This is a genomic window from Streptomyces sp. NRRL F-5122, assembly GCF_001507435.1.
Classification (GTDB): Bacteria; Actinomycetota; Actinomycetes; order Streptomycetales; family Streptomycetaceae; genus Streptomyces; species Streptomyces lannensis.
Window position 1 is genome coordinate 131,890 of the sequence record NZ_LMWH01000128.1, and the last position, 13,469, is coordinate 145,358.

9 protein-coding genes are annotated in these 13,469 nt (G+C 70.5%); 4 read left to right on the forward strand and 5 right to left on the reverse strand.

Annotated elements, in window-relative coordinates; translation table 11 throughout:
• Window positions 1-4 precede the first annotated feature (4 nt).
• From ADL25_RS50545 to ADL25_RS16110, 3 genes are all read left to right on the forward strand, one after another.
• Window positions 5-2,638, forward strand: coding sequence for an amino acid permease (locus ADL25_RS50545; protein ID WP_059128415.1), 2,634 nt, complete (start codon window positions 5-7; stop codon window positions 2,636-2,638).
• A 133-nt stretch (window positions 2,639-2,771) separates the two neighbouring features.
• A complete protein-coding gene (locus ADL25_RS16105) occupies window positions 2,772-3,596 on the forward strand; it encodes an enoyl-CoA hydratase/isomerase family protein (protein WP_059128416.1) in 825 nt (274 codons plus the stop codon).
• A 616-nt stretch (window positions 3,597-4,212) separates the two neighbouring features.
• Window positions 4,213-6,393, forward strand: a complete 2,181-nt coding sequence (locus tag ADL25_RS16110) for an ATP-binding SpoIIE family protein phosphatase (protein ID WP_059128417.1) — start codon at window positions 4,213-4,215, stop codon at window positions 6,391-6,393.
• A 72-nt stretch (window positions 6,394-6,465) separates the two neighbouring features.
• On the opposite strand, the gene fumC is transcribed toward ADL25_RS16110, so the two are convergent.
• The 5 genes from fumC to ychF form a co-directional block, all read right to left on the reverse strand.
• Window positions 6,466-7,947, reverse strand: a complete 1,482-nt coding sequence (fumC, locus tag ADL25_RS16115; protein WP_059128418.1) for a class II fumarate hydratase — start codon at window positions 7,945-7,947, stop codon at window positions 6,466-6,468.
• Window positions 7,944-9,617: an NAD-dependent malic enzyme gene (locus ADL25_RS16120; protein ID WP_059128419.1), complete on the reverse strand. Its 1,674-nt coding sequence runs from the start codon at window positions 9,615-9,617 to the stop codon at window positions 7,944-7,946. Before ADL25_RS16120 ends, fumC begins: the two co-directional genes overlap by 4 nt.
• Before the next feature lie 620 nt (window positions 9,618-10,237).
• Window positions 10,238-10,705, reverse strand: coding sequence for a hypothetical protein (locus tag ADL25_RS16125; RefSeq protein ID WP_059128420.1), 468 nt, complete (start codon window positions 10,703-10,705; stop codon window positions 10,238-10,240).
• A complete protein-coding gene (locus tag ADL25_RS16130) occupies window positions 10,705-11,292 on the reverse strand; it encodes a hypothetical protein (RefSeq protein ID WP_059128421.1) in 588 nt (195 codons plus the stop codon). Before ADL25_RS16130 ends, ADL25_RS16125 begins: the two co-directional genes overlap by 1 nt.
• A 199-nt stretch (window positions 11,293-11,491) precedes the next feature.
• Window positions 11,492-12,580, reverse strand: a complete 1,089-nt coding sequence (gene ychF / locus ADL25_RS16135) for a redox-regulated ATPase YchF (RefSeq protein ID WP_059128422.1) — start codon at window positions 12,578-12,580, stop codon at window positions 11,492-11,494.
• A gap of 201 nt (window positions 12,581-12,781) precedes the next feature.
• On the opposite strand from ychF, the gene ADL25_RS16140 reads away from it, so the two are divergent.
• Entirely contained in the window at window positions 12,782-13,411 is a 630-nt protein-coding gene (locus ADL25_RS16140; RefSeq protein ID WP_059128423.1) for a DUF6542 domain-containing protein, read from the forward strand.
• The last annotated feature ends 58 nt before the right edge of the window (window positions 13,412-13,469 follow it).

The window sequence follows — 13,469 nt, forward strand, 5'->3', positions numbered from 1 at the left end:
AGGCGTGAGGCTCTTCGGCGGCTCCGTGTCCGCCGGCCGCCCCGCTCCCGGATCGGGGGCCGGCCGGAAGGGGCTCAAGAACGGCGCCCTCGGCATGTTCTCCTCGGTCGTCATCGGGCTGGCCTCCACCGCCCCCGCCTACAGCCTCGCCGCCACGCTGGGCATCGTCGTGACGGCGGTCGGACTGCAGGCCCCGATCGTCACCATGCTGGCGTTCATCCCGATGCTGCTGATCGCGTACGCCTACCGTGAGCTCAACGCGAGCAACGCCGACTGCGGCACGACCTTCACCTGGGCCACCCGCGCCTTCGGCCCGCGCACCGGCTGGATGGGTGGCTGGGGCATCATCGTCGCCGACATCCTCGTGATGGCGAACCTCGCCGAGATCGCCGGCATCTACGGCTTCCGGCTGGTGGGCTACGACGCACTGGCGGCGGACCGGCTGTGGACCACCGTGGCCGGCATCGTGTGGATCGCGGTGATGACCGCGGTCTGCTATGTCGGCATCGAACTGTCCGCCGCGGTCCAGCGCTGCCTGCTGTGCGTGGAGGTGGGAGTACTGCTCCTCTTCGCCGTCACCGCGCTGGTCAGGGTGTACACGGCCGGCCCCGCGGAGTCGCTGCATGTCTCCGCCTCCTGGTTCAACCCCTTCGAGGTGCCTTCGACGACGGCGCTGACCTCGGGCGTGCTGGCGGCGGTCTTCCTCTACTGGGGCTGGGACACCGCCGTGACGGTCAACGAGGAGACCGTCGACAGCCGGCGCATCCCCGGGCGGGCCGCGCTCGTCTCCACCGTCCTGCTGCTCTTCACCTACGGACTGGTCTCCACCTCGGCGCAGTCGTTCGCGGGCGTCGGCACCTCGGGCACGGGGCTGGGCAACGCCGGCCACTCCGGCGACGTGCTCTCCGGTCTGGGCAACGCCGTGTTCGGGAGCAGCGAACTCGGGGTGTTCCTGTCCCGACTGCTGATCCTGATGGTGCTGACCTCGGCGCTGGCCTCCACCCAGACCACCATCCTGCCGCTGGCCCGGACCGTCTTCTCCATGGCGGTCCACAAGGCCGTGCCCGCCCGGTTCGCCCGGGTCCACCGCAGGTTCCTCACCCCGACCTGGTCGACCGTCGGCATGGGGGCGGTCTCGATCGGCGTCCTGATCCTGCTGACCTCGTTCAGCCGGGACATCCTGGCCGACTCGCTCAACTCGGTGGGTCTCGCCATCACGTTCTACTACGGGCTGACCGGCTTCGCCTGCCTCTGGTACCACCGCAAGGTGCTCACCCGCAGCGCCGGGGACATGGTGTTCAAAGGCATCCTGCCGGGGCTGGGCGGGCTGACGATGCTCTCCCTGTTCCTCTACGCCGCCTTCGACGTCTACGCGAACCCCCGGCACGGGGTGACCACCGTCGACCTGCCCCTGATCGGGCCGACGGGCGGCGCCACGGTCATCGGCCTGGGCGCTCTGCTGCTCGGCTTCGTCCTGATGCTGGTGATCACCCGAGGGCACTCGGCCGCCCTCAAACTCCAGCAGAGCCTGCTTCCGCACACCCTGCCGCCGCACACCGCCGTCGACACGGCGAGCCGCTATCTGCCCGCCGACAGCGGGACCGGTGTGGGCGGCGACTGGTTCGACGTGATCCCGCTGTCCGGTGCCCGGGTCGGACTGGTCGTCGGCGACGTGCTCGGCCACGGCCTGCGCGCCGCCGCCACCATGGGGCGCCTGCGCACGGGCGTGCGGGTGCTGGCCCGGCTGGACCTGGCCCCGGACGAGGTGCTCTCCCGCCTGGACGACCTGGTCGAGCAGACCGTGCACGAGAACGGCTCCGGCCACCCCGCGGGCCCCGGGCGATCGCACGGTGACGAGGCCCGGGGGGTGACCTGCCTGTACGCGGTCTACGACCCCGTCTCCGGACGGTGCAGCCTCGCTCGGGCCGGGGAGTCGCCGCTGGTGGTCGTCGACCCGGACACGGATGCCGTCGACTGTCCGGAACTGCCGCCCGGACCGCCGCTGGGAGTCGGCGGTCCGCCCTACGAGAGCACCGAACTCGAGCTCCGGCCCGGCAGCCTGCTCGCCGCCTTCACACTCGGCCTCCTCCAGGCCGTCGACAGCCACGACGCCGGGCTGCGCCAACTGGCCCACGCCCTGGCCGACCACCGGCGGCCCCTGGAAACGCTGTGCGACCGAGCCGTGGCCGGCCTGCTGCCCGGGCCCGTGGACGAGGACGCGACGCTGCTCCTGGCCCGCACCCGTCTGCTCGACCGCAACCAGGTCGCCCGGTGGGAGCTGCCCGCGGACCCCGCGACGGTGTCCACGCTCCGCACCACGATCAGCAAGCAACTGGCCGACTGGAACCTGGACGACCTGGTCTTCACCACGGAACTGATCGTCAGCGAACTGGTCACCAACGCCATCCGCTATGTCGGCGGCACGATCCAGGTACGTCTGATCCGCGACCGGACACTGATCTGCGAGGTCTCCGACACCGGGCACACGGCGCCCAACCTGCGCCACGCGGCGAACGACGACGAAGGGGGACGGGGCCTGTTCATCATCGCCCAGATGACCCAGCACTGGGGCACGCGCTACACCCCCGACGGAAAGATCATCTGGGCGGAGCAGGCCCTGCCGGGGCTCTCCGTCTAAGGACCGCGTCCACGGGGCGCCGCCGCGGATGTTCCGCGGCCGCTCTTGTGCGCGGTCGGCCGGACTTCGGCTCACTCGAAGGACTCCGAACCTGGATTGCATTTTTAAATTCAACCCTCTAGGGTCCGAAGCCATGAGCAACGAAACCCAGTTCCGGACAGACGTGGTGTCGCCGTCCTACTGGAAGGTGACCTTCACGAACGGGCCGGTCAATCTCATCGACGTGGACACGATCGAGCAGCTGGCCGAACTGCTGACCCGCATCGAGCAGGATCCCGATCTGACCGTCGTGGTGTTCCAAAGCGAGAACCCCGACTTCTTCATGGCGCACTGGGACTTCCTGGCCGACACGGCCCGCGTGGCCGCAATGAAGCCCGGCCCGAGCGGCCTCCACCCGTACGCGGACAACCTCCTCCGCCTCGGCAAGCTGCCGGCCGTCACGATCTCGGCGATCGACGGCCGCGTGCGGGGAGCGGGCAGCGAGTTCGTCCTGTCCACCGACATCCGCTTCGCCGGGCCGAACGCCGTCCTCGGGCAGTTCGAGGTGGGCGTGGGCGCCGTGCCCGGGGGCAATCCGATGGGGCGCCTCGCCCGGCTGGTCGGGCGGGGCCGCGCGATGGAGATCCTGCTGGGGGGCGACGACTTCCCTGCACAGCTCGCCGCCGACTACGGCTATGTGAACCGCGTCCTGCCCGAGGGGGAGCTGGACGACTTCGTCGACACCTTCGCACGCCGCATCGCCGGCTTCGACAAGGTCGCGGTGACCGGTACGAAGCACCTCACCGACTCGGCCGCGCCGATACCGACCGAGGAGTTCGGAACGGCCCTGACCACCTATTTCGCCACGGCGGGACGCCCCGAGAACGCGCACCGCGCGCAGCGCCTGTTCGAACGCGGCCTCCAGCAGCCGAACGGCGCGGAACTCGACCTCGGCAGGCAGATCGCCGACCTCGGCTGAATCCACCGGCGGATCCCGGCCACACCCCGGCCCCGCGGCGAACACGGAGGACCCGGCGCCCGCCCCGCGGAGACGATCGTGCCGCCCGCCCCGGCCTGGCGGCACCCGATGTCGGTCGGGGGCGGTCCTGGGCGGGGTCAGCGGGGCGGAACCGGCCGCGGAGCCAGGGCGCGTCCGGCGCGGGCGGCCGCCGGGGAAGCGGCGGTCGATGAGCACGGCACCGCCGACGACGACGGCCACCGCCCACGGCCCCACGGCGAGGCACCGGTTCACCGAGGAACACGCGGCAGGACCTGACAGACGGTCATGCCGGTGGCTCCTGCGAGCCGATCGACGGCAGATCCCCGGCAAGGGGCACCGGGCCCCGAGGAACGGCGCGACCACCGCCAGGGTGTCGGCGGCGAAGAGATCACGGCGATCGGCGATCCCTTCGGGGCGGCACGGCCGAGGGCGCCGCCGGCCGTGGCGTCGACCGGACGCCGACCGCTGTTCGACGACGAACTCTTCCCTCCCGAGCCCGAAGGCCCACAAGGCCCGGTGTCCGGGGCGCACTGCATGCAAAGCAGAAGTAAAATGAGCGCACTATCCCGCCGACGGCAGTGGGGCGGCGAAAGAGATGGAACGGTACGAGCCCATCCCGCCGAGTTCGACACATGCACCCCTCGCCGCGCAGGACCGGGAGCAGCTCCTGGTCACCGCGGCCGAGAGTCTCGTCGTCGACATGGGCGCCGCGGCGGCGGCCGTCTTCCTGAAGGTGCCGGGCGCCCCCGATCTGCGTGCCGCGGTCGTGGCGGTGACCGCCACGGGAGTGGGATCGCTCGAGCACGTGCCCCTGGGCGACATGAGTCTGCCGTCGTCACGGGCGTGGCGGTCGGGCCGTGTGGAGACCGCACGGCATGTGGACATCGTGCCCGGCCATCCCAACCTGACGGTCCTGGCCCCCTTCCCGCTGGAGGCCGCGGCGGCGCCGCTCTTCTCGCCGACCCGCCGCTTCGGCACGCTCACGGCCTTCTGGCTGAGTGTGTGCGACGAGTCCGGTGAGCGGGAGCGGGAACGACTGGCCGCCGCGGCCTCGGCGCTGGCCCGTGACCTGGACCTGCTGGCCGATCAGGGAGCGTCGATGGCTCCGCCCCGGATACCGCACGTCTTCGCCGTGGAGGGCCGGGGCGCGGGAACCGAGACCCTCACCCCGTCGACCACTCCGCTGATCTACCACCTGCACAAACTCGCCACGTACCTGGCGACGACGGTGCACATCCAGGACGTCGTGGACATCTCCATGGAACGCGTCATGGACGGATTCCAGGCCAGGGCCGCCGTCTTCTGCCTGGTCGACGGGGACCGGTTCCGCGTGGCGAGCGCCTCGGGCTGTGCCAGGGAATTCGTACGCGCAGTGGACGGCTCACCGCTCACGCGGCCGACGCCCGAGACGGAGGCGATCGACCGGCAGCACCTGATCCTGTACGGCCCGGGGGACGCGGGACCGGCGGGCCGACTGCCCGAACCACTCCGCGACCAGCAGTACTTCTGGGTGATCCTGCCGCTGCTGGCCGAAGAGAGAGCGGTGGGCACCCTGTCGATGGCGTTCGATGTGCAGCGCGCGGACATCGTCTCCGAGCAGGGCACCCTCACGGCGCTGGCCACCGCGGTCGGTCAGGCGGTGGAACGGACCCGGATGCACGAAGTCCAGCATGCGCTGGCCGACGACCTGCAGCACGCCCTGCTGCCACCCGTACTGCCCCAGCCGGCCGGGGTGGTGAGCACCAGCAGATACACGTCGGCGACCAGCGGGATCGAGCTGGGCGGGGACTGGTACGACCTCATCAGGCTGCCCGAGGGCCGGCTGGTGATGGTGATCGGGGACGTCCAGGGACACAACACGGCCGCCGCCGTCGTGATGGGCGAACTGCGCAGCGGGGTAAGGGCCTACGCGACCGAGGGGCACGACCCCGGCGTCGTTCTCGCCCGGGCGAACCAGCTGCTGATCGGCCTGGACACCGACCTCTTCGCCACCTGCTGCTGCGCCTGGCTCGATCCGGACACCGGCAGGGCCCAGATGGCCACCGCCGGGCATCCACCGCCGCTGCTGCGCACGGCCGACGGCCGCATGCCCCCCGTACGTCTCGATGCCGGGATGCCCCTCGGCATCGACCCCGGGACGACGTTCCAGGTGACGGATCTCCAACTCGAGCCGGGCACGCTGCTCGCCTTCTACACGGACGGGCTGGCGGGGCTCGGAGGCGATGTCGACACGAGGGCGGTGGGCGCGGCCTTCCACGACCCCGGGAACCTCGAGACCGTGGGTGACCTGCTCATCGGAGGCTTCGGCGACTCGCCCCAGCGGTGCCCCGACGACGCCGCGCTGCTTCTGGTGGCGTACGAAGGCCCCTCCGCCGAAGCCCAGCGCAATGTGCGTCAGTTGAGGATCCAGAGACGCGATCTCCAAGGAGCGCGGCGCACCCGGAGACTTCTGCGCGAGTGGCTGGCGGGGTGGGACCTGTCCTCCATGGCCGACGACGAGGAACTGCTTCTGTCGGAGATCGTCACCAACGGCCTGGTCCACGGTGACAGCGACGTGTACGTCTACGTCCGGAAGTATCCCGAGCGCCTGCGCGTGGAGGTCCGTGACAGCGATCCGCACCCCGCGGCGGCCGTGACCGTGCCCCGTGAGGAGGACCAGGCCGAGGGCGGGCGCGGGCTGGTCATCGTGTCGGCGCTGGCCTCGGCATGGGGCAACTCGCCGAGCGGGCGCGGGAAGACCGTGTGGTTCGAACTGCCGACGCCGAGCCCCCACTGACCGGACGCCGGCGCACCTGGCGCCGGGGCACCGTCCCGGACCGGGCCGGCGCCGCGTCGCCCCGGACCCGTGTCACGTCTGACCGACCATGGCGGCCGGCCTGACGATCCGGTCGAAGTCCTCGGCGGTGATGTAGCCCGAGGCCAGTGCGGCCTCGCGCAGGGTGGTGTCCTCGTCGTCGGCCTTGTGGGCGATCGCGGAGGCCTTGTCGTAGCCGATCACGGGCGAGAGCGCGGTGACCAGCATGAGGGACCGGTCGACGTATTCCTCGATCCGGTCGCGGTGGAGCCGGGTCCCCTCGATGCAGAACTCGCGCAACTTGGTGCAGGCGTCGCCGAGGATCGTCGCCGAGTGCAGGAAGTTGTTGATGATGACCGGGCGCATGGCGTTGAGTTCGAAGTTGCCCTGGGTGCCGGCGAAGGCGATGGCCCCGTCCTCGGACAGCACCTGGATGCAGACCATGACCATCGCTTCGCACTGGGTCGGGTTGACCTTGCCCGGCATGATCGACGAGCCCGGCTCGTTCGCCGGGAGGATGAGTTCGTCGAGACCGCAACGCGGTCCGGACGCCAGCCAGCGGATGTCGTTGGCGATCTTCATCAACGGCACGGCCAGGGCGCGCAGTCCGGCGGAGGCCCCGACCATGGCGTCCAGGCCGCCCTGGGCGGCGAACTTGTTCTGCGCGGTGGTGAACGGACAGTCGGTCGCGGTGGCGATCTCGGCGGCGACCTGTTCACCGAAGCCGGGCGGGGCGTTGAGGCCGGTGCCCACCGCGGTGCCGCCCATGGCGAGTTCGTACAGGCCCTCGGCGGACCTGGTGACCCGGTCGACGGCTTGGCCCAGTTGGTGGGCGTAGCCGGACCACTCCTGTCCGACGGTGAGCGGTACGGCGTCCTCCAGGTGGGTGCGGCCGATCTTCACCACGTCGTGCCACTGCTGTGCCTTCGTCTCGATGGCCCGCCGCAGTTCCTGCACGCTGGGCAGCAGATGCTCGTGGATCACCTTGACCGCGGCGATGTGCATCGCCGTGGGGAAGGTGTCGTTGGAGGACTGCCCCATGTTGACGTGGTCGTTGGGGTGGATCGGCGACTTGCTGCCCAGTTCCCCGCCGACCAACTGGATGGCGCGGTTGCTGATCACCTCGTTGGTGTTCATGTTGGACTGCGTCCCGGACCCCGTCTGCCACACGTACAGCGGGAAGTTGTCGTCCAGTCTGCCCTCGATGACCTCGTCGGCCACTCGCCGGATCAGGTCGGCCTTCCAGGCGGGGAGCCGACCCGCGCGACCGTTGACCGAGGCAGCGGCCTTCTTGACGTGGCCGTAGGCGTGGTAGACGGCCTTGGGCATGCGGTCGTCCCCGATGGAGAAGTGGATCAGCGACCGCTGTGTCTGGGCGCCCCAGTAGCGGTCCGCGGGCACGTCGACGGCGCCCATCGAGTCGGTCTCCCGCCGTGTGCCGACCGCGTGCAGTCCCACGGGGATGTCGAGGATCCTCGGGGCCCGGTCGTCATCGGCGGGCCCGGCCCGGTCCGCGGCGGAGTGCTGTCTGCTCATCGTGTCGCTCCATCGGTGTAGACCGGCTGCCACATGGCCTCCCGGACGGCCTCCCCGATGTCCGTCGGCTTGCAGGTGGCCACACCGTCCTCGAGCGCGGCCTCGACCACCGCGGTCGCCGTGATCGCCGAGGACTCCCGGAGGTTCTCCACGGACGGCAGCAGTGAAGCGCCCTGCCCCGACACGTCGACCTGGTCCGCGACCGCCCGCGCGGCCGCGAGCAGCATTCCGGCGGTCACCTGGGACGCCCCGGACACGATCGTTCCCAGTCCCAGTCCCGGGTACAGCAGTGCGTTGTTGGCCTGCCCGATCCGGTAGGTCACACCGCCGTAGTCCACGGGCGGGACGGGGATGCCCGTCGCGACGAGCGCCTTCCCCTCGGACCAGGCGATGACATCGGCGGGCATGGCCTCGATCCGGGAGGTGGGGTTGGAGATCGGGAAGATGATCGGCCGCTCGGTCCCCTCGGCCATGGCCCGGACGACCTCGCGCGTGAACGCGCCGTGCACGGTGGACGTGCCCAGCAGGATCGTCGGCTCGGCCCGCCGGACCGTCTCCAGCAGCGAGATCGCTCCGTCGTCCCTCGCCCAGTCGGCGACCTCGGCCGGATCGCGTGCGTAGGTCTGCTGGAAGTCGCGCAGGTCGGTCATGTCGCGGGTGAGCAGCCCTTGTTTGTCGATGAGCCACACCTGGGAGACGGCCTGCTCCGGTTCTGCGCCGTCACGGATCATCGCGTCGCGCAGCTGGTCGGCGATGCCCACACCGGCGGTCCCCGCGCCGAAGACGACCAGCCTCTGGTCCCGCATCCGCACACCGGCGGCCTTGACGGCGGCCAGCGCGGCGGCGAGCGTGATCGCACCGGTTCCCTGCATGTCGTCGTTGAAGATCCGGTAGCGGCCGCCGTACTGCTCCAGGATCCGGCGCGCATTGCTGGGCCCGAAGTCCTCGAAGTGCAAAAGGGCGTCGGGGAACGTGGACGAAGCCGTCTCCAGATACTGCTCGATGAACGCGTCGTACTCGGCGCCGCGCATGCGGGGATGCCGGTTGCCCAGGTACAGCGGGTCCTCCAGCAGCGACTTGCGGTCCGTGCCCACGTCCAGCGACACGGCGACGACACGGCTCGGGTCGATGCCCGCGGCCGCCGTGTACACCGCGAGTTTGCCGACCGAGATCTGGATCCCGCCCACGCCCCAGTCGCCGATGCCCAGGATCTCCTCCGCGTCCGTGCACACGATCAGGTCCACGTCCTCGGGGCCGAGTTGGAGCGTGGCGAAGGCCTTCTCCATGTCGTCGGGCCTGTCGATGGACAGGAAGATGCCGCGCGGGCGCCGGTACTCGTGGGAGTACTTCTCGATCGCCTCGCCCACGGTGGGGTCGTAGACGATGGGCAGCAACTCGGCCAGGTGCTCGGTGAGAACCTTGAAGTACAGGGTTTCGTTGCGGTCGTGCAGCTGTTCCAGATAGACGTTCTTGGCCAGGTCGGTGCCCTGCATCTCCATCTGCTGGTAGGCACGCCGAGCCTGCTGGTCCAGGGTGAGCACTCCGGCGGGCAGGCGCCCGGCGAGACCGAGGGTCTCGCGTTCCTCCGCTACGAAGGCCACTCCGCGGTTGCGCAGCGGGTCCAGCAGGACGCCGGGGGTGGCCGGGGTCCGCGCGTGCCTCTCGGTCATCGGATTCTCCCTCTGTGAATGCCGTCCCGGCCCCGGCGGGTGACCACGAGGGCGCGTCCCGACCACGGCCGCCGGCGGATCGAAGGGGCGGGGTGTGCTGCTGCCCGTCAAGCAGATGCAGGGCTTCGGACATCGCCGTTCGGGTCGGCGTCGTCCTCGTCGAGCCGGAGCCGGAACCACGACCCGGCCGGCCGCGAAGTGCGCTCTCGACCGCACGATATGAAGGTCGCCACGGGACCCCGGGGCCCGGCGGACTATGAAGGTGTGACGCCGTCATCCCGATGGGGCCGGCCGTCGCTCGCGAACAGGGCGGTCCTGCCGCCCCGTCGCCGGGGGCGCCTCATCGGTGCCACAGCGTGAATTCAGGCTAACCACTAGCCGACGGGCCGCGCGACTTCACCCGCCACCGGGCCGGACCCGAGCCGGACCGGTCGTGTGTGCGCCGGTGCCCGCCGGCGGGCACCCCGCGCGTCTCGGACCCGCACCGGCTCCTGTACAGGGACCGATCCGGGCGCAGCGACTCCGGGGCAATCAGGCCGGGGCGCCGGGCTCACCGGAACCCGGCCCCTTCCGGCCGGCTTCGGCTCGGAATCAGCACCGGTGGAAGGCACGACCGGTCCTCAGTAGCGCGGCATCTTCGGGATCGCCTTCTCCGCGAGCTCGATGAGGGCCTCCACCTTGGACACGTCGGCAGCAACCTCCTCCGGGGTCACCGCGGGAGCCTCGGACGATCGGTACTCCACCTCGTTGCGCCGGGCACGCATGCGGTTGAAAGGGCGCAGGACGGGCCCCAGCGGCGGATCGAGTTGTGCGCGGACGGCCTCGTAGACCGTGATGTGCCCGCCACGGCTCGTGGCACGCAGGCCCTGGTTCTGCAATACGGCCGCCAAGGCTCTGCGCGCGGCGTCGTACGCCAGCGTGTACGCGCCTTCCGGGTCCGTTGCCGTCAACCGCCGCGCAGAGCCCACATGCGTCCGCGACCGGACCAACTCCGCCTCGGCGGCCTGCCGGGAAGCGGGTACTCGCTCGAGCGCACCACCGCCGAGGAGCGCGTCGATCGTCGCCCGTCCTTGATTCCAACGCTCCATCACGCCTCCCGCTCGAGGTTCAACCGGATCAGCGGACGCTCGCGAACGCCGGTGAGGAACGGGTCGTCGGTGCGGGCGGACCACGCCTCGGCCGAGACCCGGTGGATGTTGACCTCGCGACGTAGCCGCCGAGACGCCTCCTCGGCGAGATCAAAAAGAGTGTCGGGATCAGGGTCGCCCACGACGAGGACGTCGACATCGGCGGGGGGTGGACCTGACTCGCCGTTGTACCGCGCGGCCCAGGAGCCGTAGATGAACGCCTGCCGCACCCCTGCGACGTCCGCCAACGTCTCGGAGAGCAAGGGCAAGGGACCGAACGAGACAGACATGAGGTCACTCAGCGGGCGGTACAGCGCGGTGTCCGTCCGCGCCCTGACGAGGCGGCTTCGCCCCACCCGCCGGTCCGTCAGGATGCCGCCGCCGATCAACCGGTCGACCTCACGCAGGACGGTCGTGGGCGTCACACCGAAGTCTGCCGCGAGCTCGGTGATGTTGTACTCGCGTTCCGGATGCAGGAGGAGGAGGGCGAGGAGCTCGCCCTGCAGCCGGGAACGCAGGACGGGAAGCAGACTCGGCGAAGCTTTCATTGGGCGCAGGATATCCTGCGCCCAATGAAAGTAACAATGGGCGATCGTTCAGTCACACGGTCGACGGACCCGCGAGGGCCGGACACCCCGACAGCCGGCACCGGGGCCGGTACAGGACGGCGAAGGGGCCGGATTCACCGGAACCCGACCCCTTGACCTGCGCGCCCGACGGGCCGTCCGGCACAGGGCGACGCAACGGTCACACGTTGAAGCGGAACTCCACCACGTCCCCGTCCTGCATCACATAGTCCTTGCCCTCCATGCGGGCCTTGCCGGCGGCGCGGGCGTCGGCGACCGAGCCGGTGGCGACGAGGTCGTGGAAGGAGATGACCTCCGCCTTGATGAAGCCCTTCTGGAAGTCGGTGTGGATGACACCGGCCGCCTCGGGCGCGGTCGCGCCCCGCTTGATCGTCCAGGCGCGGGACTCCTTCGGGCCCGCCGTCAGATAGGTCTGCAGGCCCAGGGTGTTGAAGCCCACCCGCGCCAGGGTCGCGAGACCCGGCTCGTCCTGGCCGACCGACTGGAGGAGCTCGAGCGCCTCGTCCTCGTCGAGCTCGGCGAGGTCCGCCTCCAGCTTGGCGTTCAGGAAGATCGCCTCGGCGGGGGCGACCAGTGCGCGCTGCTCGTCCTTGAAGGCGTCGTCCATCAGCTCGTCCTCGTCGACGTTGAAGACGTAGAGGAAGGGCTTGGTGGTGAGCAGGTGCAGGTCGTGGAGCAGCTCGGCGCGCTCGCTGCCCTGGACGATGCCGTGGGCGAAGAGAGTGTCGCCCGTCTCCAGGATCTCCTTCGCCTCCTCGACGGCCTTGACCTTGGGGGCGACGTCCTTCTTGATCCGGGATTCCTTCTGCAGCCTCGGGAGGACCTTCTCGATCGTCTGGAGGTCCGCGAGGATCAGCTCGGTGTTGATCGTCTCGATGTCGTCCTTCGGCGAGACCTTGCCGTCCACGTGCACGACGTTCTCGTCCTTGAACGCACGGATGACCTGGCAGATCGCGTCCGACTCACGGATGTTCGCGAGGAACTTGTTGCCCAGACCCTCGCCCTCGCTCGCACCCCGCACGATGCCCGCGATGTCGACGAAGTCCACCGTCGCCGGGAGGATCCGCTCCGACTTGAAGATCGCGGCCAGCTCGCCGAGTCGGGCGTCGGGGACGCCCACGACGCCGACGTTCGGCTCGATCGTGGCGAACGGGTAGTTGGCCGCGAGCACGTCGTTCTTGGTCAGGGCGTTGAACAGGGTCGACTTGCCGACATTGGGCAGACCGACGATTCCGATCGTGAGCGACACGTTGCGACTTCCCGTACGTGAGGTGGAGGACTGGACCGGGGCGGTAGAAACCCGGGTCCGTCAGGAGCGGGTGTGGGACGATCCCCCAGTCTACGGCGTACCGGAACCCCACCCCGGCGGCGTATCGAACGCTTGGCCAAGGTCTCGCCATCGGCGTGTCTGAACGGTCATTCCACACATAAACCGACCTAAGTTGGTCCAGTGGAGCAACACAGGACGCGACCCCCTCACGACGGACCGCGACGCGGTGCGCCCCTTCCCCCGCAGGGCCGACGGGACGCGGCCGCGCCCGCGCGGCCCGGTCCGGCCGCCCGGCCCGGCGGCCCCCCGTCAGGACCCGGCCCCTCCGTGGCGCGTCAGGCCGACCACGGCGACATGCAGCGGCGCCCGGCACCTGCGCGCCGGAACGCCCCGCCGCCCGTCCCGCCGGTACGGCGCCTGCCCGGACCCCGACTCACCGGGCTGGGCGGCGGGTTGTTCTGCGCCGCCGTGATGCCGGTGATCGGCGCTGTCGACCGGCTGCTGTTCGACTCGTCGCTCACGTTCTACGGCGTGCTGTTCCTGCCGGTGGCCGCGCTGACCGCGCTGTGGGTGCGGGTCGGCGACCTGGTGGCCGCACCCGTGTCGGTGCCGATCGCCTTCGCCGTCGGCCTGCTGACCGTCGCCGACGGGGGTGACGGGCTCAGCGGTCATCTGGTCGGGCTGGTCACCGGGCTCGCCACGCAGGCCGGCTGGCTGTACGGCGGGACGCTCGTCGCCGGTGTCATCGCGACGGTACGCAGGATGAGGGTGCTGCGCCGCCGGGCGGCACAGCGCCGCCGGACGGCGTGACCCGACCGTCCCGGCCCCGCACCTCCGGACGGTCCGAGCGCCCCGCCGCGGCGCTCAC

Coding starts and splice junctions, on each gene's coding strand:
- ADL25_RS16110 (WP_059128417.1), top strand. CDS start 4,213: ATGGAACGGTACGAGCCCATCCCGCCGAGTTCGACACATGCACCCCTC.
- fumC (WP_059128418.1), bottom strand. CDS start 7,947: ATGAGCAGACAGCACTCCGCCGCGGACCGGGCCGGGCCCGCCGATGAC.
- ADL25_RS16130 (WP_059128421.1), bottom strand. CDS start 11,292: ATGAAAGCTTCGCCGAGTCTGCTTCCCGTCCTGCGTTCCCGGCTGCAG.
- ADL25_RS16105 (WP_059128416.1), top strand. CDS start 2,772: ATGAGCAACGAAACCCAGTTCCGGACAGACGTGGTGTCGCCGTCCTAC.
- ADL25_RS16120 (WP_059128419.1), bottom strand. CDS start 9,617: ATGACCGAGAGGCACGCGCGGACCCCGGCCACCCCCGGCGTCCTGCTG.
- ADL25_RS16125 (WP_059128420.1), bottom strand. CDS start 10,705: ATGGAGCGTTGGAATCAAGGACGGGCGACGATCGACGCGCTCCTCGGC.